Here is a 21,997-nt window from a genome sequence, read left to right as displayed (position 1 = left end):
TACTTTCTCCTATTAGCTGATCAACCACCATTTATTTTTTTAAACTCATTTTAGGAAATAATGAACTCAGGAGATTTCTTATCTGTTGTAAATGTTGTGGTGCAATTAGTGTAATAGTTCCTGTATATATCAAAAAACCACCTACTATACAAAGGGCAAGTAACGCATAAGAATTAACTATATCTGGAAAATTGAATAAATTTTTGATACTTAAATTAAACAAACTTTTAATCCCTAAAATGCCAGCAACCATTGCTAGAGTTGCCACTAACGGAGTGAGATACTGCTGCAAGTAAGTTGTTAATTTAATATTGATTAATTTTTTCAATACAAATATGGGTATAGGCGACATAATATAAGCACGAAAAACATAAGATGCTGCTACCGCTACTATCCCCCAACGAACTGCTATCCAAAAGCACGTAAAGTTTCCTATTGCCTGAATACAATACAGTGCTAAATTCCAACTAGGTTTGCCCATAGCCATAATGACTGTACCATTGTAATAAAAACCCGCATACAAGGGGCCAACTAGAGTTAATATCTGCAAAACTGGTACACTCGTTTTCCATTTTTCTCCAAAAATAGCCACTATTAAATCAGGAGATAAAATTGAAATACCTATAAAGACTGGAAAAGCCACAAGACTAGTAAAACTAATTGCATTATAAAATGCTTTTCGCATCTTTTCCGGTTCTTGCTGTAAGCGTGAAAAGACAGGCATTGCTATTTTTTGAATCACGGAAATCATTAACTGAGTGACTATCATAAAAATTCGATAAGCCACAGAGTAATAACCTAACGCAACAGAATCGAGAAAATAGCCTATCAACAAATTATCAGAGTTTTGATTAACAAAGTTCAGAACATTAATTCCTGTGACGTTAATCCCAAATGCAAATAATTCTTTGAAGTGTTTTTGGGAAAATCTAAATCTAGGTCGCCAATCACTAACCCACCATAAAGCGATGACTTGAGTCACACTATTAGCTAAATACTGACCAACTAAACTCCAAACACCAAAACCTAAAAATGCTAAAATTATGCCGACAACACCACCCACTACAACGGCTATCAAGGAACGTATAGCTAAACTTTTGAAAGCTAGTGAACGTTGTAGAATGGCTTGTTGTACACTGCTAAGACCATTAAGTACAAAGTTTAAAGATAGCCAGCAAATAATCGGTACAATTTTAGGTTCCTTAAAGAATACGGCAACTAAACCAGAACAGGCGATGCTTAAAGCTGCAAGTACTACACTCACTCCTAAATTAGTCCAAAAGGCAGTATCTAAATGTTCTGTCTCTAAGTCTTGGCGCTGAACAATTGCGGTCGAAAATCCTTGATCTACAAAAATTTGCAGAAAGCTTAAAAATATACCCGATAAAGCCACTAACCCAAATGCTTGTGGCCCCAGTAATCGGGCTAGTAAAAAGAAAACCCCGAAGGAAACCACCTGTTTTCCCCAACTCTCAATCGCAGACCACAGTACACCTTTAACTGCTTTCTGTCGTAAATTTGATGTTTGTTTTGGTGATTCCATTCCATGCTTTACCTATACAAGGGATAGAGATGTCTATGATTATTCTTTCACTGCGAATTGCTATTTGAACAGAGAAGCAGATAATCTTGATGAAGAATTAATCATTACTCTAATTAAGAAGGCAAAAAATTTCTCAAAAGTTTAGATTTAAAAGCACACTTAATTCAGGATAGTTCATACTAAAATATAAACAGGGTGATTAACTGAAAGCCTGAATTAAATATGATTAATCTATCGATTATCACGAATAAAATTGACTAAAAATTACTCACTCCACTGTAGTTTTCAGGAAAACTCCAGCAATACGGCTAGATAATAGTAGCTGTTTAGCAGCTAACCAGATGAACACTGGAATTGTTGTTGCATAGCGCCGCCAAAGTCTTCGGGGTTCTTGAATCCAACGGTAAAGCCATTCTAGACCTAAGTCTCTGATTAGACGGGGGGCGCGTTTCTGAATTCCAGCATACACAGGGAAAACACCACCTACTCCAATCATGACTGCGCGAACTTTACCCTTGTGTTGTGCTATCCATTTTTCTTGTTTTGGGCATCCTAGAGATACCCAGACTACACCCGCACCACTGGAATTAATTTTATTGATTAAAACTTTGTCTTCAGTTTGCGTCAGTGGGCGGAAGGGTATTGGTTCCATTCCAGCTATTTTCAGTTTGGGAAATTCTTGTCCTAATCTCACTTGCATTTTGGCAAGAATTTCAGTTTGTGAACCGACAAAGAAAACACTCAGATTGTGCGTTTGTGCATACTGACATGTCTCAACAAAAATATCCATACCTGCTACACGATCTTGGTAACGAGATCCCATTCGGCGCATCATCCAGACTAAGGGCATACCATCAGGTGTTACCATATCTGAATTCTTTAGTACGTTAGCGAAATCTGGATTCCAATGTGCTTCCATGAGCATGTGGACATTTGCTACAAATACACTTCTGCTTTCATGAGCGATCGCCCATCGTAGAATTGTTTGTATCTGATCCTCAAAGCATAAAGCAGTAATAGGGAAATCGAGTACTTTTTGAGTAGGCAGAAACACCTCTGCTACCATAGCTCACTCCTTGTATCAAAGATAAATAGAAACAGATTGCCTTAAGCACTCTCCATGTCTAAATAAGTCAATTAGATGAATTTTGACTTTTTTCTGAGCTTGTAGGATTCTTACAAGAGAACACATGATGATGAAATAGTTTCTCAGCAATTTTACTGGTTGCTGAATATTATTTCAAAAAATCACAACCGTAGATTAGCTTACTTGTTTAATTAATAGTTTATTACACTAATCTGCAAAACTTTATATTTACTTTATATTTTTCTAGGCACTAGTTCACCTAAACATTACATTCATACTTAATTACCTTTATGGAATAGTATCTATATCTCGTAAAATTTTCTGGTGAATTTAGGCAAATTTTTACATGTCATCCCTCTTATAGAGGATTGATCATGCTTAAATATATTTAAATTAATATAGTTTAATGTATACATCAATAATATTTATTTATGAATAAAGTAATTTTACAAGATATAATTTAATATTCCTTCTCGAAATCAACTTTAAATAATTAACAAAGCAGATTAATTTAGAAAAATATTACAACACTATAGACAAGATTGATTCACCTCGCACCATCATTTTTTTGTAGAGGTAGTGTTAAACAAAGCACCTCATATTATTTGTTTATTGGCGTTGCGGTACAACCTGTTGGTTAGACCTACAAGAATTAGCCAATAAAAAGGGGGAGGAATAATCCCCCCCCCTTTTTGATTGTTGTCTCTATTGTCTGATTGGTTATTTTCTTTTAATCGTTGCCTTAGCATTTGTCTTTGCTTCTTGAGTTGCCGCTTTCTTGCTGAACCACCTCTGCCTTTATCATTTCTCCCTTCTCGGCGGGGAGATTCCCATCTTTTTAAGCGCATAAAAATAGTTTCTACTGGCGTGTCTTGATTAGTAATACCATTATAATACATCTATATATTTATTGTCTACCCAACTCTCACAACTCCTTTATCCTGTATTTATCCCTTTGCTTGACTAGTCGAACCTAATAAAATGCTGTTAAAAAACATCAGATTCCATAGAGCAGCAATAATTTAAACATCAATGACTTTTATCACATACAGTCAAATTCCAAGACGCTATGCACATTCTATCTAAGTTTAATTTTATTCAACAGCCGTAGCGTATCACACTAAAACCTTTAGAAATAGTGCGTTAGGCTTGCCTTAATACACTTCAAAAACATGAAATTTATAAGGTAAGCTTGTGTCTGATTTAGAACTACACAAATATCTTCCCAAACTTCCCGAACCAGCCCTACAAGAATTTACAGAATGGTGTGTTTTAGAGCAGGCAAAAGCGGCAGGTATAGAATTTACTCCTGATCCAACTAAGTTAGCAAATTTAATCCCCAATGAGTATATTTGGCAACTTATTGATCAGTTTATGAAAGTGAAACCAGACCCAATTAAAGCTGGTTTAGTAGCGACAATGGCTGGTCAAGAAGCTGATAGTCACGGTTTGATAGGTTCGGCAATTATGGCAGATTTTTTGGCCATTTATATTAAGTATTCAATTCCCGAAAATGGCACACCTCCAGAGGAAGCGAAAAAGTTAATCACAGAAGCCGCAATTCAGCAGTATGAAAAGCTATCTGAGCTTGCTGATAAATATAATGTAACGTTCTAAGTTGTGGTTATTGGTTAATTATTCATAGGCTTTGTCTATATTATGAGGCAAAGCCATTAGGTTGTAACATAAGAATACAACAAAGCTGATTAAAAACTAAGCTATGCCCTACAGTGACTTTACACTCAAAAAGGTAAAAAAAGATTTTGGGCTAACGGTAATCGAACCTTTTGATTTCCTCCAAAATATTCAACCTGTCACTCCTAGCCAATTTTTAATAGAAACTATCTACAAACGCTTAAATTTAGCTCTGGCAGTTAATACTGAAAAAGCTAGAAGTGAGTGGTTGGTATCTCCTATACTTTCAGAATTAAAAGATATTTTATCTCAAGAAATTAGCTTATTTTCTGGCACAGATTTTACAGTAGATCCTGCTTTAGGATTAAGCGGAGTTTGTGATTTTTTGATCAGCCGTTCTCCAGAACAATTAGAGATTGAAGCCCCTGCCCTTGTAGTAGTTGAGGCGAAAAAAGCAGACTTGAATCCGGGCATTGGCCAATGTATCGCTGAAATGATTGCCGCTCAGATATTTAACGAAATGAATAATAGTCCGATACCTATAATTTACGGTGCAATTACGTCAGGCGATCGCTGGAAGTTTCTCAAACTAGAATCCCAAACCGTCACAATTGGGCTAACAGAGTACAACATTCCTCCAGTCGATAAGGTGCTGGGGATATTGTTAAGCTTTGTTTCCAGTATCAGTTGAGTATTTTGTGTCTAATTTCGACACCTCAATAGTAGACTTATTTGAGAAATTTTTTAGGTTGGGTGAATCATAAGCTAACTTTTTGTCGAACCGCCAAGGGCGCAAAGAGAATAGTTATGTTTTAGTCATCTACATTGTTCAACCAGTTTTCAAGACGTTCAAGAAGTGTGAACATAGTTTCTGTAAGATAATCAGACTGCTCAACCATAACTTTATATTCATCGAATTGATACTTGCTAAATTCATCGAATATACAATAGTGAAATGTTAACCAGTTGCGCTTGGGGTAAATAGTAATTTTAGGTAGTTTACTTATTTTGCGCCAATCATAAGAAATGTGAACATGAAGAGATTGGTGTGATAGCAAAGGAAAAAATATGTTTGAAAACCTAGATTCAATAATTTTGTCTACCAACCAAGCCATAACCTCAAAAGAAAGATGCTGATTAGGCATTGACGGATTTTGATAATAATTTTTAATGCTATACCAATCTTCTTGTGACATAAACTGCTTTTCTATTCAAGCTGCACCATTAAAAATTAAGTATAGTATCACAATTAATCATTTATGCTAACTATTATTGGATGCGGAAATCTCAATCGCTGCGATGATGCTGTAGGTGTAATTATCGCCCAACGCTTACAACAATATCTAGCTACAAACCCTCACGCTAATGTACGCGTGTATGACTGTGGCACCGCAGGGATGGAGGTAATGTTTCAAGCTAGAGGTAGTAAAAAATTAGTAATTATTGATGCTAGTTCAACTAATTCAGAACCAGGTGCAATATTTAAGGTTCCGGGTAAAGAATTGGAAGCTTTACCGGAACCTAGTTATAACTTGCATGATTTTCGTTGGGATAATGCACTCGCCGCCGGACGGAAAATATTTCAAGATGATTTTCCTGAAGATGTAACAGTTTATTTAATTGAGGCGGCAAATCTTAGTCTTGGACTTGAGTTAAGTCCTGTTGTGAGACATTCTGCTGACTTGGTTTTTGAGAAGGTAGTTGCAATTATCAGACAGAATAATTTGTCGTAATTACAGAATCTTTTATCCAGCCATGTCACGATAAACAGCAATTTCATCTACCCGCATTTCAAAAGGTATACCTTGGCTTTCGGGAGGACAAACGCGGATTTTGGCACTGCTAACAATTGACTGGAGTAATGTCCCCATTGGTACGATTTGTTGTAATATTCGCCAGTTGGTAACTTGGTCGGTACATTCAATTACTAATGTCATCGCACTGGCATCGGTTGTCACATACCAGCGACAATGAGAAAGAAGATTTTGAATTGTGCGATCGCACGCTTCATAAAAGTATCTACTAATAGAATGCTCTAGTTGTTGGCGTAAAATGATATCTGCCGATGTTGGCTGCATTGGGTGGAAATCGGAATCATCATTGAAACAATACATACACCTAACCATCTCTACTTACAAAACTACTTAAATACCAATAGCCATTGCGTAGAGGATATCCTTGGTTGTTTCTAAGAAACGCTGGGTTTCATCGTCATAAAAAGCGCCAATTCCGCTACATTGTATCCTCAAGTAATTACTACTCAGGTAAACTCTGTGTCCTAACAACCCTGCAAGCTGCATAGCGGTTTGATAATTTGTATAGTCGGACACAAAAAATAAAGTTACTGCACAATCACGAGCGATCGCTTGATTAATGCTTAAATAACCACTATGTTCGCTAAAATCACCACTTTTAATCAGATGATTGTCTTGATATAACCCAGGGGATATCCCCTCTACTCGATGCACGACTGAATAAACTTTTATTGCTTCGCAACTTTCTGTGGGAATTGGTTGCTTTAGTTGTTGCAATATACTGAAATAATCTTCTTGAGAAATCAACTGTTTCCGGAAACGTCTATTTGAACGTCTCTGCCAAACAGTTTGATAAAATTTATCCTTGTCAAACTCAAATTTAGGATGCTCTGGCTGTTGTTTAGAACTCTTTTCTAAGGCAGTTACTTGATAGCCATCTTCGATAAATTGATTAGCTTCAAAATAATCTGTACCACTAACAAAAGGAACTTTCAACCTTAAGCGCCTGACATTCTTTTCTTCTACTTCCCCACATACAACACAAGCCGTGACAAATTCTTTATTCTCAAAACCTAAATCTGTATTGAGAGCTAATTTATCAAAATCGAAAATTAGCTGGATTTCCTTGTCATGGAGATAAGCTGATGCGGCAATTGTACCCAATTGATGTCCGCTATCTAAAAAGCAATACCTCAGACTTCTGTTTTTATATTTCCAACTAGACCTATAATAAACGCAACTAATTAAAAAAATGACTCCCTTGATACATTTGCTCGGTATAATATAACTTTCTAAGCCATCATCTATTAATTCATAGATGAGTGTTAGACAATTATTCTCAACTTCTAGATGGTAGATGCCATCAACTATTTCCGGCATTCCCCGAATTTGTACATAAATCTCTGTAGGATATAGACCCCCAGCAGAAGGATTTACACGTAGTTTGTAGGCTACATCTTTATAAGCTTTCTCTAAGGTGATTGCACCTGTTAAGTAAATAAAAGAATGAATTGAATTATTGAGATTTAATTGCACCCGGCGATAAAATTTTGGATATTGCTTAAAAGCAGATGGCTGAGTTGTAGGGTCTACATAATTGGGATCAAGCTGCACTGATAGGTAAGAATGTTTAGTTTCTTGATGAAAGTTTTTACCAGATAAATTATTCTCCAGCATCTTTCAACATCCTTAAAACTTCTACAGTGTTGGCAAAATATATGGCTTTATAATCGTCTAAATTTTTTAATTGCAAATTGGGATGATGTGGTAAAAGTAACTTAACAACTTCTGCTTTACCTGATGAGGCTGCATACATTAAAACTGTCGCACCATGATCATTTTGGTTATCGATATTAACTTTCACTTCCAGCAACAAATTAATTAATTCATAATGATTACCAAAGCAAGCAAACCATAAAGCATTATTACCATCATTATTTCTAGAATTAATCTCCGCGCCTGCACCAATCAATTCTTCAACAACAGAACAATTACCTATTCTGGTGGCTTTCATCAAAGCTGTATCACCATTCTCACCTCTGTGATTTAATTCTTCGGGGTCATAGCTGTTGGCTATCAACCATTCACAAGTTGTTTTACTCAAACTTTGCTGATTTTGTTGCTTCATAAATCGCCTCAAGTTAGATTCAATTTTGCAGCAGTGACTTTATTACATTAAAGTCAACTGGGCAATGCTGAAAGTTTGTTTCATACCTTATCTTAAAGTTGTGAACATTACTTTCTCTACCGTTATTGAAAATGATGCGAAATATTAGCCTCATATTTTGTGCGATCGCTAATCGCATAAGATATGAAAGAAACACTTTTTCTTCCCTTACACCCCTATATTCCCAATAAAAGGTAATGGTGGACAATGCCCACCATTATCAAAAAACTCTTTAGAAATGCTGTCTATCGAGTTGTATAAACTCTTCTTAATTCACACTTAGACAGCATTCATTTCCTGATTAGACTGTTCACTAATTGCTAGATGTTTCGGTTCTTCAGAGAATAGTTCTCTAGAAGATTTATTTTGTTTGGGTGCGCCATAAAAACCTGCTTCAGCTTCTAGTTCATCGACGAAATCCCAAGCTTCAATGGTGCGTTTAGAATCTGGGCCGTAATTCGCAGAAATTGCCCGTGCATTAGAGACAGCTTTATATATCTCTTTTTGCAAGAATAATAATTTGGGTTTCTCTACAAAGTCACCCTTAGTAATAATATCGCTAATAGAAATTATCCCAAGTAATTCGCCTCGGATGACAGGCGTACTCCGCATACCTGTATTAGTCAATAACCTTGCCACATATTCTATATCAAGGTCAGGATCTACAGTTACGCAGGGTTTACTCATTATTTCGTAAACATAAACTCTTTGAGGATCTTTTCCATAAGCAACCACTTTGCCTGCAATATCACTCTCTGTCACAATGCCGTAAGCATCACCACTATGACGAGGTTCAACAATTAATTCTTGGAGTTGTTTGAGCCTTAATAATTTTACTGCTGCTGCTACAGTAGCGGAGCCGCGAATGGTAGCTACATCTTGAATCATGATTTGTTTGGCTCGCATAATTCCTGCTCCTTATTTATTGCAAGTAAGGGAATTTTTTCTAAACTGCTGTACTTTTCCCAAACAGTGTTTGCTTAGACTAAGCAATTATGAAAATTAGACACAGGTTTTACGCAGTATGAAACCTAAATTCTACTTAGTAGAATCATAGATTTTAGGTATAAGATTTACAGATTTCCCTAATATATTATTGAAGCGATCGCATGGTTTTGCCTAATTTTCAGTTGTACCAGGATTCAGGTAGAAGTGTCTTTGATAACCCTGTAATCACTTGCTAGTGACGTTTAGGTTCACTAGCAACAATTTAGCTTACTTAATATATTATCACTCTGATAAGTTTGTTTTATAAATAAGTGTGTATTCTCCTATAGATATTAGTTAAATAACACAAAAAATTATCAAATTGCATCAGAAAATACATTTGTTTTTTAAAGATTGTGTTTTTGAATTAGTCTGGTTTTAAAAACTAAAGCTCTATGTATATTTGTTTGGTTTGTCGCTTAAACTTACTTTTGTGAAATTCATGTTTATATACATGATTATTGAATGTATAAAACTTGTCAACAAGTAAATCATTCATTGGGTATGAATTTCGCTATTTATGCCAAGCAAATGTATTCCCCCAACGGAGTATTTTTATTATCAATCACTTACTCACCTAATTTTGTATAAATTATATCTGCTAAATTTATAAAGAAATTCTAAAAAACTTCTATAGTATTCCAAAAAGTTGGTATTGTTTAAACAAGCATCATCCAGAAGGAAAATAAAATATGGAAATTAGCGCACGTAATGCAATAAAAACCACTGTGAAAAAAGTAGTCACTGGTTCAGTTAATACCGAAGTAACTTTAGAACTAGCACCTGGAGTAGAGTTAGTCTCTATCATTACCAAATCCTCAGCCGACAGGCTGGGACTGGCAGAAGGTAAACAAGCTTACGCTGTTATTAAAGCATCAGATGTGATTGTTGCTGTTGATTAATAAATAACTGATTGGTTAGATGTATAAACAAGATACCCGACTTCTTAAAGAAGTCGGGTATCTATATATTGAGCAGATAATTAACTGGCAACAATCCTTACATAAATATTTCGTGCGATTTGTTGGTTAATACTGATAATATGACCACCAACTTTAATTAATAATGTAGGGAATTGTTGTTCTAAGGTAATGGAAGTGCCAATTTTTACGCCAATTGAAGTAATTTCTTCAAGTATTTTTGTATTTGAAGTTTGATAAAAAGCTACTATACCTTGTTCACCTGGTTCGAGTAATTCTAAGGAACAGCCAGTTACTTTAAAAGAGGGAAACATTAGAAGTATGAATTATAAAGTTTAAAGTATGAAAGATAAAGAGCATTTTCCTTACCTTTCATACTTTTATTGATTGCTAAAAATAGCAACTAAACCACTAATTAAACGAGGTAAGGTTCTTGGTGTGTTTTGATTGTGCAGTTAGAGCGAGGATAGGTAACGCACAATAGAGCAAATCCTTTAGACATTTGCTCATCATCCAAGAAGATTTGATCAGATTGATCAACTTCACCTTCAGTAACTTTCCCTACACAACTAGAGCAAGAACCTGAATGGCAAGAAAAAGGTAACTCAATACCATTTTCTTCTGCTCCATCTAAAATTGTAGTTTCTTCGTCAATTTCAATTGTGGTGTCGAGGTCTTCCTTTTTGTTGATTAATCTTACTTGGTAGGTAGCCATTTTGCGATTCTCCTCAATTTTACGGTTCGGTTAATTCTCGAAGTGTGTCAGTTTCCTCTTCGAGAAAATTATGAATAGGAAGACACTGCATTTGATGAGTTGTAGCTGGTGTCTCTGACATTTGGCGCGAAGTACGTTTACGGGAAACCTTTATAGTTTGACTTGGCACTAAAAGATAATTCTTTTAGCTGCAAGGAACACCATTAGGCGTACCATCCCCTGCTTGGAAAGATTTGCCACAACCACAGGTACTAGTTGCGTTAGGGTTGGTAAATTTGAAACCGCTTTCTACCATCCCTTCGACAAAATCGATCACAATTCCTTCTAATAAGGGCGCACTTTTGGCATCAATGTAAACCAACACACTACCTTGCTGAATTACCAAATCATCTGCTTGGGGTTGGCTAGTGACATCCATGCCATATTCATAGCCATTGCAACCACCACCCTTGACAGAGATGCGGATACCTTTAGTTGCACTATTTTCCTCGGAACTAGAACCTCGCAGGAATGCCCGCAAACGAAATTCTGCTTTTTCTGTTAAAGTAACAGTCATCAAATCTCCTAATCTGTAGCGATTGATTGTTCTGATTGAGAATGTTGGTTTTTTGTGATAATTGTCATTTGTCATTAATTATTTGTGAATACAAAGGACAAAGGACAAAGTACTTATTAAGTTGTAAAATTACTGGTGGTTTCCATTGATGGAGATTGAGTGTATCTCCAAGGCGCACTATTGCCGCATACTGGACAAGAGCGATCGCGGTATGAACGACGCTTGGCAAACTCCATCCGGTTTAAGTCTATTGTCAGCAATTGTGACAATAAAGGCTGACTAAACCCAGTAATCAGCTTGACTGCTTCCAACGCTGTCAAACAAGCTAATGTGCCAGAAACAGCACCTAGCACTGAGAAACCACGCCGATCCCAATCAGGTTTTTCGGGAAACAGACAAGATAGACAAGGCGTGACACCGGGAATAATTGTTGTCAGGTAAGCTTCCATCCCGTCCATTGCAGCTTCTACCATTGGTTTGCGCCAACGCACACAAGCTGCATTCAACAAATCGCGTTCTGTAAAATTGTGAGCGCAATCTAGCGCCATATCTGCGGATTGTACCAAAGAATCTACATTCTCTGCGGTAACGTAATCATGAATCGTTTCGATTTCGATATCAGGATTGATGGCTTGCAAGGTTTCTTTTGCTTTCAATACCCTTGGCTTACCTACCCAATCATCCGTCATGAGAATCTGACGATTCATATCATCTAGCCGCAAGTCACCACCCCGGACTAAAATTAGCCGTCCAACGCCTGCTACTGCTAAGTAAAGCGCCGCCGTACCACCTAATCCCCCCACACCTGTGACCAAAACCGTCGCTGACTTCAGGCGCTTTTGAGCCGCTTCGCCAAAATTAGGCAGCATCATTTGGCGACTATAACGTTCTAACTCGGTAGGAGTTAGGTTAACCACTATTTACCTCCTAATCAGAAGAGAGTTCTGTCAGCGTAATTACATTTTTTGGCTTGTCTTTAAAGACTTTGAACACCTTTTGTTCTTGAGGTGTTGATTCGAGAAATACTTGATATGCTTGTTGCAAGGCCAAGCAATATTGATTCAGCTTTTCTTCTGCACTTAAATCAGCAGAATTTTCATCAATTTCTTGGATATATTGCGAGAATTTCTTCAATATATGGAGACGATTTACGTTGACAATTTTTTGGTCATAATCTAACTCAAAGAATTGAAAATATGCCTCAGCATCACTTATTTTTTTGAATTCATCAATAGTCTTACTCATTTTGCACTCTCCAATGCTGTTAGCTGCTGTTTCAACTCATCAAGTTGACGATATATTTCATAAGTTGCCGCTGCAACATCCATAAGTGTTTTGTAATCTGTTGGCAATCCCTCTGCTAAATCATGCAGATCCATTTTCATTTGACCTGCTTTGCTGTTGAGGCGTTTAATTTGAGTTTTCAATTCCTCTACATTTGTCATTGTTTATTTGTCCTTTGTCATTAGACTTTTTTTGTCTCGCGCAAAGGCAAGGTAGCGCGTTGGGCGGCTCTGCCGACTTGCAGTGACTGCCGCGCAAAGTCGCAAAGAAAAGAATGCAATAATGTCTTTTACAGTCTATTAGTCATTGGCTAAAATTATATACAAATGACCAATGACTAATAACTAATGACGAAAAGTTATAGCTTACCTACTTCGGGGAAGCGATTAACTAAATCCAAGCCTTTTTGGACAAAAGTTTCGCCTTCTTCTGCTAACTTTTCTAGAGATTCAAAACCGAAACGATGAGCATCTCTGAGAGTTTTTACTGTTAGCAAAAGCCGACCAGAAAAAACTAAAGCCCAGCCAAATCCTTCATGATTGATATCAACTACAACCTGGGAAATTAGATTTGTTTCTTGTTCAACTCTGGCAGCTATAGCTCGGAAGAATACCAAAATCCGCGCTTGTGTTGCTGCATCAACTTCACCCTCAATGGGAATTTCGCGTTTCTTTTTTTTGGGAACGACGAAAGCTTTGAGGATTAATTCATCTGACCAATTACGGTAAAATCCGTAACTATCCTGTCCGCGAATTTGGAGAACTAAAGCCTTAATGAAGGGAGAGTTTAAGGCTGCAATACTGGTGGTTCCGTTAACAGTATTATCTGCGGTCATACAGTTGCTTCGTTTTCAATGTCATCGGTAAAGGTTTTGGTTTTTGGTTGGAGAGCTTTCCGTAACCAAGGTGGAGGATTACCTTTAAGAGTTTGCACTAGTTTAGTCAGCAACTCTTCAATTTTTTCTTCTTCGGTGCGGGCTTTAACTGGGGTAACACCTTTCTTGATTAATTTAGCAGCAGCAGTACCACCAATTGCTGTTACATAAACAATTGCACAATCAACCAGTGCATCAAGTTTGGGTGTGATTTTATCTTCGTTACCATCTTCTTTTAACTCACCCTCAAAGTTGAGAGTATGTAAAAATTGATATCCTTCTGCATCAATTTCATAGACATCAATTTCTCTCGCCCAGCCAAAGTGAGCATTAACATGAATGTGGTCACTGGTTGTAAAGGCAATTTTCATTCTGTTCTCCTACTTGTATAGGGAGTAGGGAGTAGTGTATTTATACTCCCAATTCCCCAATTACTAATCATTGAAAAAGTGTTTAACTCGCTCTTCTTCAGCTTCTAAAAAGAGGTTGCCAATGCCAAACAAAAGCTCCATTGTGCCGCGATAGCCAACTTTTGTGAATAGACCATTACCTAAACGGTCGTAGATGGGCAAGCCTAAACGATAAAGAGGAATCGACAGACGTTTTGCGATCGCTCCCAGGTTAGAATTACCAATCAATAGGTCAGAACCTACTGCTAGTTCTTCAAAGTCTTCTAAATCGCCGATGGTGACACTCTTGATGGGGAGTTTTTCGAGTAAAGGCGATCTCGTGGTTGTAACTGCGGCGTGAATTTGGCTTCCCATCGATTGCAAGAAGCGCACTGTAGCCCACAACAAATCAGGCTCTAACGCTAAAGATACTCGTTTTGCACCAAAATAAAAGTGCGTATCAAGCATTGCATCTTGCAATTGGCGACGTTGCCGACGGTACTTTTCGGGGACTGGGTTACTGCTAAGAATTGATAACGCTTGCAGAAACTCATCCACTGGTTCCAAGCCAGTCAATTCCCCAAACACTTCGTAGGGAATGTTAAACCGTTCATCCAGAATTTTGGCAGCACCCCGCATACTTTCACCCAAAGCGATAGTGAAGGCAGAACAACCTACTTGACGCAGTTGTTTGACACTTGTACCGCTACCAGTTACAGCACTATAGTTATCTTCTAAGTGACCATCTAAAGAAGCGCCGAGGTCAGGTACAAAGATAGGTTCTAGTCCAAAGGCGGTGACAATTTCTTTGATTTCTTGTAAGTCGCCAGGGGTAAAGGCTGAACCAGCCAAAATCGTCACTTGTTCGCTTCTAATTCCGCCTGCTTGGGGAATTTCCTTAACGATGCTTTCCACAGCAGTAGCAAAACCGTCTTGTAATGCACCTTTAAAATCTGGTGTTGGTGCAAATATAACAGGGATGTGATCTAATTCACGATGGCGATCGCGGATATCTTTCAAGAAGCGTTCAATATCATCGCCTCTGGTTTCCGTTAATCCAGTGCTACACAAACCGATAATTTCTGGCTTGGCCTTCTCAACCAACGTCAGAAGTGCCTGTTCTACATTATCTTCGCCACCCAAAATCGTAGTTACTTCCGTCATGGCTGTAGTGGCTAAGGGAATCGCCTCCCGAAAATGCCGTACAAGCACAACTTTGGCGAAGGCGGTACACCCTTGAGAACCGTGAAACAGAGGTATCATTCCCTTTAATCCCAAAAAGGCGAGGGATGCACCTAAAGCTTGGCTTTGCTTGAGGGGATTAACTGCAACTGATTTTTCGGGAACAGTAACGATCGCCATCTAAAATACCTCTTCTATTGACGCAGAGAACATATCTTCTGCTGACAAACTAAAATTATTTAAAGTCCCGGCTACTTCATCCCAAGGGGCGGGTCTGCGAATTTGCTCCCAGATGGGGCTGTAGAGGGCTTCGTATAATTCCCGTGCCATCTCTAACATTCCCATATACCCAGCATAAGGATGATGGCGTTCTTGGTTGATGTCGAGGAAAGGAATCCGCGCTTTCAGGGCTGTGTATTGGTTCCGACCACCTGCAATCAACATATCAGCGTTGGTGTTCCGTACCAATTGCAACAATTCCTGAGCATTGCCTTTTTCCAGCATCATCCCTTCTGTACCGATTAAGCGTTTGATTTTCGCTTTGTCTTCTTCTGTACTTTTGCGGGTGCTAGTAGCTACAACTTCTATCCCCAAATCCTTAGCAGCGGAGATAATAGACCAACTTTTCACACCGCCAGTATACAGAACCACACGCTTACCTTTAAGTCGGGCGCGATAGGGAGCTAAGGCGATATCCAAAGCGGCTGTTTCTTCAGCAATTAGCTGTTCAGTCCGCGCTTGCAAATCAGGGTCGCCCAACTTCGCCGCCACATTCCGCAAACAACGATTTATGTCATCAATCCCATAAAAAGACTCTTCAATGTAGGGAATCCCATATTGCTCCTCCATCTTTCTGGCCATATTGAGCAAAGCCCGCGAACAAATCATCACGTTCAACTTGGCACGGTGAGCGTAACGAATTTCTTCATAACGAGCATCACCCGTGATTTTAGATAGTACGCGGATGCCTAATTTTTCAAATAAAGGCAGGACTCCCCACATTTCCCCGGCAATGTTGTATTCGCCGATCAAGTTAATATCATAGGGGGTTGTAAATTCTGGTTCTGCTGTGCCGACAACATAATCTAATAAAGCTTCACCGCCAAAACGGTTGCCCAAGTTCTTACTCCCAATGAATCCCGGCGCAATCACCGGCACAACAGGAGTCCCAATTTTTTCTGCCGCCGCCTTGCAAACAGCGTTGATATCATCGCCAATCAAAGCCGTCACACAAGTAGCGTAGACAAACACAGCCTTGGGGTTGTAACGCTGATGAATTTCTAAAATTGCCTTGTAGAGTTTCTTTTCACCACCGAAAATTACATCATTTTCCGTCATGTCGGTAGTGAAACCCATCTTATAAAGCTGAGGCCCCGAAGACAGACTACCACGACTACCCCAAGAATTACCCGCACAGGCGATCGGGCCGTGAACCAAATGCGCCGCATCAGTAATTGGAACCAGAGCAATCATCGCCCCATCAAAAGCACAGCCACCTTGAGCCGCCCCAGGTTGAGCTTGTTGTGTACAAGACTTATTTTTCTTTTCGCCCTTCTTCTGCTGATTGTGTTCGCAACCTGATTCATTCAGCAGTTCATTAACCTTTTTTTGAGTATTCATCTCTCTTCCTCTGTGTTCTCCGCGCCTCTGTGGTTCGATAAAAATTTTTGCTATGTCCTTAACACACCAGTTGCTACCCTTTGGGAACGTCTTCGGCGAACAAGTCGGCAGAGCCGCCCAACGCACTGGCTCGTCCTTTGCGGTTCGTTAAATCCTACTTGAGAAAAAGCAGTTAACAATAATCACTTATGGATTCATTGATTACCGATTACTGTTAACTGTTACAAAAACTTCCTGCAAAAATCTTTTCCATACCCGACGCACAATTCCCCATGTGCATCAGTAATTCATTTCTATAACATCGACTTTTACAAGAAACTTAAAAGTATCGTTCACTACGAAGGATAAAGATTTTTTACCTGATTTTAGGGTGAGACATTTATGTAATTAGACAAAATATTTCTAAATTTAGCCCCAAACCCCTATAATCAGGTGAGATTTAGTCAGTAATGAGTAATTTTGAGCAATTAATAATTAGCAAATGTACCTTGTGATATCCTCACCACATTCATCAGCGAGATAAGATAAAGCCCGAAAACGCAAACCAACAAACTCATCATAGAGAGGATTGAGCTTACATAAAGGTGGAATATGGAAACTCCGCCCAAATAAACTAATAGTTTGCTCAAAAGGACAACAGCAAGGAATTACCTGGCATATTATATGAGCAAAGCGATAATTTTTAACTTGAATTCCGTCCACCAGACGACGTAAGGGATTAAGTACAGGAGACTTTTTATAGTTAGGTGGATGGTAATTAACGTGGGAATGAGTGTGATTGATGCTGTCCATAATAGAGATGCTGAATCAAGAGATAGGTAGGTTAAAAAGTAAAAAGGAAAAAGTCAAAAGGCAAAAGAGTAAGTTTTTTACCTCTTGCCCTTCGGGTTCGGCAGTTGCTTCAAGTCGGGAAACCCGCCCAACGCACTGCCTCACCTTTTACCTTTTGACTTACTTAGCTGTTTTTAACAAACAAGCTTGTAGCAATTTCTAGCGAATCAAGTCGAAGGAGATATCGGTCTTACCAGTGATGTTGGTGCTGCGATCCATTTCATCCAACAGAGTGTTAACAACCCAGTTGAGGATATTTAGACCACCTTGGTAGCCGAGGGTAGCATAACGGTGTAAGTGGTGGCGATCGAAGAGAGGATAACCAATCCGCACCATTGGGATTTTGGTATCGCGCCACAGGTACTTACCGTAGGAGTTACCGATGAAGAAGTCTACAGGCTCGGTGAACAACAAGGAACGGAAGTGCCACAAGTCTTTTTGAATCCAAACTTTAGCTTCTTTACCGAATGGACTAGCTGCGAGAATAGCTTCCATTTCTTTCTTGAAGACTTCATCACCGTTGTTGCAGAGGATGTGTACTGGTTCAGCACCCATTTCTAACAAGAAGCTGGTGATGGAGATGATCAAATCTGGATCGCCGTAGATAGCAAATTTCTTACCATGAATCCAAGCGTAGGAGTCAGTGATAGCATCAACTAAACGACCGCGATCGATTTCCAATTCTTCAGGAATCGCTTTACCAGTCAATTCAGCGATCGCAGTTAAGAACTCGTCAGTACCTTTAACACCGAAGGGACGCAGAACTTTTGTTTCTTGCTTCCATTGAGTAGAGATATACTCACGGGTCTTAGGTGTGGTATAAGCTTGGAGAGCTACTGTTGCTTTAGCGTTGATAGAATCAGCCGCATCTTCTAGCTTGGTACCACCTGGGTACATATCAAATTCACCTGTGTTGGGTGAATCGAAGTAGTCGCTGCTGTCAGACAGAATGGTGTAGTCAACACCCATGATGTTCAACATCCGCTTAACTTCACGGTTGTTACCTACATAAGTATCAAAACCGGGGATGATGTTGATTTTGCCGTTGCTGGTAGCTGTTTTCTTGCCTTCTGTCAGGTTCAACAGAATTCCCTTCATCATGTTGTCGTAACCAGTGATGTGGGAACCTACGAAACTGGGGGTGTGAGCAAAAGGTACTGGGAAGTCTTGAGGAATAGAACCAGCATTCTTAGAGTTGCTGATGAATGCACCCAAGTCATCACCGATAACTTCAGCCATACAGGTGGTGCAAACAGCAATCATCTTAGGCTTGTACAGTTGGTATGAAACCTGCATACCTTCAATCATGTTGTTCAAGCCACCGAATACTGCTGCGTCTTCTGTCATAGAAGAAGACACTGCGGAACAAGGCTCTTTATAGTGACGGCTGAGGTGGGTACGGAAGTAAGCCACGCAACCTTGAGAACCTTGAACGAAGGGAAGAGTACCTTCAAAACCTAAAGCCGCGAACATTGCGCCTACAGGCTGACAACCTTTAGCAGGGTTAATGGTTAAAGCTTCACGAGCGAAGTTCTTTTCCCGGTAGTCCCAAGATTTTGTCCATTCAGAAACTCTTTCAACTTCTTCAGGAGGATGTGCGCCTTCAAAGTTCTTTCTCTTGTTTTCAAATAGCTCGGTGTATTCTGGCTGTTTGAATAGATCAACGTGGTCTACAATTCTGTCTGGATTTTGTGGCATTTCTCTGTCTCTTTATGCTTGCTGGTTAGTGTAGTAATTGAAGTGTTGGGAGAGCCTGGGGGGTTTTGCTCCTCCCCTGGGGAGTCACGAGTGATGAATCATGAATAATGAATAAAAGTCTTCATCCAGCATTCAGCATTCACCATTCTTCCCTAAGTTCCTGGGGCTCAAAACCCCAGGCTATCCGTTTGATTCTTGGGAATGAATTAAGCAGCAGCCTTAGCTTTAGTAGCAGCTTTCTTCCAAGGTGCGCCAATCAAGCTCCAAGTTGGGCTGTTGAGTGCTAAATCCATATCACGAGCGAAGATAGCAAATCCGTCATAACCGTGATAAGGGCCGGAGTAATCCTTTTTGTGGTTTAATGGCTTTTAGCAGCGTAATGTTTACCTTAAACAGTGTTACTTTTAAACATTGTTCGCTGATAACATACAAAATTTTAGGCTAAATATAGGCTAATACCACAGCGATGGAAAATCAGGGTCAAGACAAATATCAGCAAGCCTTTGCAGACTTAGAGCCGCTTTCATCTACCGACGGCAGTTTTCTTGGCTCAAGTCTGCAAGCACAGCAGCAAAGAGAACATATGAGAGCCAAAGTCTTACAAGAATTAGAGAAAGTAAATCTGCGTTTGAAGTCTGCAACAACAAAAGTATCAATTCGGGAATCGAATGGAAGTCTGCAATTACGAGCGACGTTACCAATTAAACCCGGAGACAAGGACAACAACGGCACTGGTAGAAAGCAATACAATCTCAGTTTGAATATTCCCGCTAACTTGGATGGACTCAAAACGGCCGAGGAAGAAGCTTATGAATTAGGTAAATTCATTGCACGTAAAACCTTTGAATGGAACGATAAATATTTAGGCAAAGAAGCCACAAAAAAAGATTTACAAACCATAGGCGAGTTATTGGAAAAATTCGCAGAAGAGTATTTTAAAACCCATAAACGCACCACCAAAAGCGAACATACATTTTTCTATTATTTTTCCCGCACTCAGCGGTACACTAATCCCAAAGATTTAGCCACTGCCGAAAATCTCATCAGTTCAATTGAACACATCGAGAAAGAATGGGCTAGATATAATGCTACCAGAGCCATATCTGCCTTTTGCCAGACATTCAATATAGAAATTGACTTGTCCAAATATGCCAAAATGCCCGATCGCAATTCTCGCAACATCCCTACAGATGCAGAAATACTATCAGGAATTACAAAATTTGAAGACTATTTAAACACTAGAGGCAATCAAGTTAACCAAGATGTCAAAGATAGCTGGCAACTGTGGCGATGGACGTATGGAATGTTAGCAGTTTTTGGTTTACGCCCCAGAGAAATTTTTATCAACCCTAATATAGATTGGTGGTTGAGCAAAGAAAATACAGACTTAACATGGAAAGTAGATAAAGACTGTAAAACTGGCGAAAGACAAGCATTACCATTACATAAAGAATGGATTGATGAATTTGATTTAAGAAACCCTAAATATTTAGAAATGCTGGCGACAGCAATTAGTAAAAAAGATAAAACTAATCATGCAGAAATAACAGCCTTAACACAACGGATTAGTTGGTGGTTTCGTAAAATTGAATTAGATTTTAAACCCTATGACTTACGTCACGCCTGGGCAATTCGAGCGCATATTTTAGGCATACCAATTAAAGCAGCAGCAGATAATTTAGGTCATAGTATGCAGGTTCATACCCAAACCTATCAGCGTTGGTTTTCGCTAGATATGCGAAAGCTGGCGATTAATCAGGCATTGACTAAGAGGAATGAAATTGAATTAATTAGGGAAGAGAATGCTAGGTTGAGGATGGAGAATGAAAGGTTGAGGTTGGAAATTGAAAAGTTAAAAATGGAGTTAGTGTATAAGCGGAGTTGAATTTACTCACAATCATGAGTGCGATTGATAAGTTTTTATAAGGTGGGTTATCGCTTGGAACAAAGCACCTTGCCACCTAAATACTTTCCTCTATCGCCATACCTAAAGAGTCAATAAGAGCTTGTATATTAGGCATATACTCTTCAATGATAGTGCTGGCTAAAATGACAGGATAGCTCTCGATAGGTTTATTGGGTTTATCGTAAGTGAAAGCTTCAAAACGGATATCCATATTATTTGCCATACCCAGACCAAATTCTCCATGATAGTCAGTATCTAAAAGACGACGATGTTTAATAGTATTCACAAAAGCAGAAATGTATTTAAACTCATGTGAGTTGCAAAGATTCTCAAGAGCAATCTTAACCCTATCTAAATTTCTATTATTAAGTTCCTGAATAGTTGTACGTACATCTACTTTAGCTTCATGTAATGTAGATCGAAAAAGCACTACATTAATAATTTGACATAAAATGTCTGCTATCGAATGCAAGTTCTGCAAAGAAGCTTCTATATAAGTTTCCGATTCAAGTTGAGCTTGTATAAAAGCGTTAAGATAAGGTTGTTCATTACTTATTTGCGAATATGAAGCCCAAAAATTTTTCCATGTCTCCTTATATTTATCAGTCAGTATTAAAGCCTTACTATATTTATAAAACAGAGCTTTGCAATAAACACTTGAATCTGGCAAACCTTTGGAGCGGCTGATTTTTTGAAAGTTACTTAAATCCCAACCCATACACTTATGTGCGAAGATAAGTTTTACTCCATCAATACTATCACATTACTATACTAAGCCAGTAAGGTGTGTCAGCTTGGGTATACTATTTCATCATGAACATCAATATAATGCTGACGCACCCTACAGAA

Annotated in this window: 26 protein-coding genes; 5 read left to right on the top strand and 21 right to left on the bottom strand. The window is 38.7% G+C overall.

Translation table 11 applies throughout. From position 1 onward, the window contains the following. Positions 1-31: 31 nt before the first annotated feature. The 3 genes from NOS7107_RS16955 to NOS7107_RS29440 form a co-directional block, all read right to left on the bottom strand. On the bottom strand, positions 32-1,543 hold the full coding sequence (locus NOS7107_RS16955; protein ID WP_015114181.1) for a lipopolysaccharide biosynthesis protein: 1,512 nt from the start codon (positions 1,541-1,543) through the stop codon (positions 32-34). 268 nt (positions 1,544-1,811) lie between these two features. Then, positions 1,812-2,609 (bottom strand): WecB/TagA/CpsF family glycosyltransferase, encoded by a 798-nt coding sequence (locus NOS7107_RS16950; protein WP_015114180.1) that lies wholly within the window; start codon positions 2,607-2,609, stop codon positions 1,812-1,814. 617 nt (positions 2,610-3,226) lie between these two features. Next, the gene (locus tag NOS7107_RS29440; protein WP_044500898.1) at positions 3,227-3,478 is read right to left on the bottom strand and encodes a hypothetical protein; all 252 of its coding nucleotides are present in this window, start codon (positions 3,476-3,478) and stop codon (positions 3,227-3,229) included. A gap of 346 nt (positions 3,479-3,824) precedes the next feature. Between NOS7107_RS29440 and NOS7107_RS16940 the strand changes: the two genes are divergently transcribed. Then, on the top strand, positions 3,825-4,247 hold the full coding sequence (locus NOS7107_RS16940) for a hypothetical protein (RefSeq protein ID WP_015114178.1): 423 nt from the start codon (positions 3,825-3,827) through the stop codon (positions 4,245-4,247). A gap of 103 nt (positions 4,248-4,350) precedes the next feature. Next, positions 4,351-4,956, top strand: coding sequence for a hypothetical protein (locus NOS7107_RS16935; RefSeq protein WP_015114177.1), 606 nt, complete (start codon positions 4,351-4,353; stop codon positions 4,954-4,956). Positions 4,957-5,077: 121 nt separating this feature from the next. Here NOS7107_RS16935 and NOS7107_RS16930 read toward each other — a convergent pair whose 3' ends face one another. Beyond that, on the bottom strand, positions 5,078-5,461 hold the full coding sequence (locus NOS7107_RS16930; protein ID WP_015114176.1) for a hypothetical protein: 384 nt from the start codon (positions 5,459-5,461) through the stop codon (positions 5,078-5,080). Between the two features lie 63 nt (positions 5,462-5,524). Between NOS7107_RS16930 and NOS7107_RS16925 the strand changes: the two genes are divergently transcribed. After that, positions 5,525-5,998 (top strand): hydrogenase maturation protease, encoded by a 474-nt coding sequence (locus NOS7107_RS16925; protein ID WP_015114175.1) that lies wholly within the window; start codon positions 5,525-5,527, stop codon positions 5,996-5,998. Positions 5,999-6,010: 12 nt separating this feature from the next. Here the strand turns inward: NOS7107_RS16925 and NOS7107_RS16920 are convergent, their stop codons facing one another. From NOS7107_RS16920 to NOS7107_RS16905, 4 genes are all read right to left on the bottom strand, one after another. After that, the gene (locus NOS7107_RS16920) at positions 6,011-6,379 is read right to left on the bottom strand and encodes a hypothetical protein (protein WP_228059155.1); all 369 of its coding nucleotides are present in this window, start codon (positions 6,377-6,379) and stop codon (positions 6,011-6,013) included. Between the two features lie 30 nt (positions 6,380-6,409). Next, on the bottom strand, positions 6,410-7,696 hold the full coding sequence (locus NOS7107_RS16915; RefSeq protein WP_015114173.1) for a nitroreductase family protein: 1,287 nt from the start codon (positions 7,694-7,696) through the stop codon (positions 6,410-6,412). After that, positions 7,683-8,147 carry an ankyrin repeat domain-containing protein gene (locus NOS7107_RS16910; RefSeq protein ID WP_015114172.1) on the bottom strand — a complete coding sequence of 155 codons (465 nt, stop codon included), beginning with the start codon at positions 8,145-8,147 and terminating at the stop codon, positions 7,683-7,685. Before NOS7107_RS16910 ends, NOS7107_RS16915 begins: the two co-directional genes overlap by 14 nt. A gap of 318 nt (positions 8,148-8,465) precedes the next feature. Then, positions 8,466-9,092 carry a CBS domain-containing protein gene (locus NOS7107_RS16905; RefSeq protein ID WP_015114171.1) on the bottom strand — a complete coding sequence of 209 codons (627 nt, stop codon included), beginning with the start codon at positions 9,090-9,092 and terminating at the stop codon, positions 8,466-8,468. Between the two features lie 773 nt (positions 9,093-9,865). On the opposite strand from NOS7107_RS16905, the gene NOS7107_RS16900 reads away from it, so the two are divergent. Beyond that, a complete protein-coding gene (locus NOS7107_RS16900; RefSeq protein ID WP_015114170.1) occupies positions 9,866-10,075 on the top strand; it encodes a molybdopterin-binding protein in 210 nt (69 codons plus the stop codon). A gap of 80 nt (positions 10,076-10,155) precedes the next feature. On the opposite strand, the gene NOS7107_RS16895 is transcribed toward NOS7107_RS16900, so the two are convergent. The 12 genes from NOS7107_RS16895 to nifK form a co-directional block, all read right to left on the bottom strand. Beyond that, on the bottom strand, positions 10,156-10,407 hold the full coding sequence (locus tag NOS7107_RS16895; protein WP_015114169.1) for a FeoA family protein: 252 nt from the start codon (positions 10,405-10,407) through the stop codon (positions 10,156-10,158). A gap of 101 nt (positions 10,408-10,508) precedes the next feature. After that, positions 10,509-10,808 carry a 2Fe-2S iron-sulfur cluster-binding protein gene (locus NOS7107_RS16890; protein WP_015114168.1) on the bottom strand — a complete coding sequence of 100 codons (300 nt, stop codon included), beginning with the start codon at positions 10,806-10,808 and terminating at the stop codon, positions 10,509-10,511. Between the two features lie 184 nt (positions 10,809-10,992). Next, positions 10,993-11,364, bottom strand: a complete 372-nt coding sequence (locus tag NOS7107_RS16885; RefSeq protein ID WP_015114166.1) for an iron-sulfur cluster assembly accessory protein — start codon at positions 11,362-11,364, stop codon at positions 10,993-10,995. A gap of 116 nt (positions 11,365-11,480) precedes the next feature. Continuing rightward, the gene (locus NOS7107_RS16880) at positions 11,481-12,281 is read right to left on the bottom strand and encodes a HesA/MoeB/ThiF family protein (RefSeq protein ID WP_015114165.1); all 801 of its coding nucleotides are present in this window, start codon (positions 12,279-12,281) and stop codon (positions 11,481-11,483) included. A 10-nt stretch (positions 12,282-12,291) separates the two neighbouring features. Further along, entirely contained in the window at positions 12,292-12,609 is a 318-nt protein-coding gene (nifW, locus tag NOS7107_RS16875) for a nitrogenase-stabilizing/protective protein NifW (RefSeq protein WP_015114164.1), read from the bottom strand. Further along, entirely contained in the window at positions 12,606-12,809 is a 204-nt protein-coding gene (locus tag NOS7107_RS16870) for a CCE_0567 family metalloprotein (protein ID WP_015114163.1), read from the bottom strand. The genes nifW and NOS7107_RS16870 overlap by 4 nt, the downstream gene beginning before the upstream one ends. 197 nt (positions 12,810-13,006) lie before the next feature. Then, positions 13,007-13,483, bottom strand: coding sequence for a NifX-associated nitrogen fixation protein (locus NOS7107_RS16865; protein ID WP_015114162.1), 477 nt, complete (start codon positions 13,481-13,483; stop codon positions 13,007-13,009). Next, complete coding sequence (gene nifX / locus NOS7107_RS16860) at positions 13,480-13,893, bottom strand: nitrogen fixation protein NifX (protein WP_015114161.1); 414 nt, start codon at positions 13,891-13,893, stop codon at positions 13,480-13,482. The genes NOS7107_RS16865 and nifX overlap by 4 nt, the downstream gene beginning before the upstream one ends. 63 nt (positions 13,894-13,956) lie before the next feature. Next, positions 13,957-15,273 (bottom strand): nitrogenase iron-molybdenum cofactor biosynthesis protein NifN, encoded by a 1,317-nt coding sequence (gene nifN, locus NOS7107_RS16855; protein WP_015114160.1) that lies wholly within the window; start codon positions 15,271-15,273, stop codon positions 13,957-13,959. After that, complete coding sequence (nifE, locus tag NOS7107_RS16850) at positions 15,274-16,713, bottom strand: nitrogenase iron-molybdenum cofactor biosynthesis protein NifE (protein WP_015114159.1); 1,440 nt, start codon at positions 16,711-16,713, stop codon at positions 15,274-15,276. A 474-nt stretch (positions 16,714-17,187) separates the two neighbouring features. Next, positions 17,188-17,505, bottom strand: a complete 318-nt coding sequence (locus NOS7107_RS27950) for a Mo-dependent nitrogenase C-terminal domain-containing protein (protein ID WP_015114158.1) — start codon at positions 17,503-17,505, stop codon at positions 17,188-17,190. A 198-nt stretch (positions 17,506-17,703) separates the two neighbouring features. Continuing rightward, entirely contained in the window at positions 17,704-19,242 is a 1,539-nt protein-coding gene (gene nifK, locus NOS7107_RS16845; protein WP_015114157.1) for a nitrogenase molybdenum-iron protein subunit beta, read from the bottom strand. Between the two features lie 466 nt (positions 19,243-19,708). Here nifK and NOS7107_RS16840 point away from each other — a divergent pair, with 466 nt between their 5' ends. Continuing rightward, positions 19,709-21,127 (top strand): site-specific integrase, encoded by a 1,419-nt coding sequence (locus NOS7107_RS16840; RefSeq protein ID WP_015114156.1) that lies wholly within the window; start codon positions 19,709-19,711, stop codon positions 21,125-21,127. Between the two features lie 76 nt (positions 21,128-21,203). Here the strand turns inward: NOS7107_RS16840 and NOS7107_RS16835 are convergent, their stop codons facing one another. After that, entirely contained in the window at positions 21,204-21,866 is a 663-nt protein-coding gene (locus tag NOS7107_RS16835; protein ID WP_015114155.1) for a hypothetical protein, read from the bottom strand. Positions 21,867-21,997 lie beyond the last annotated feature (131 nt).

It is taken from the genome of Nostoc sp. PCC 7107, assembly GCF_000316625.1.
GTDB lineage: Bacteria > Cyanobacteriota > Cyanobacteriia > Cyanobacteriales > Nostocaceae > Nostoc_B.
The sequence above is the reverse complement of the archived record's forward strand: the minus strand, read 5'-3'. Positions and strand labels throughout refer to the sequence as shown.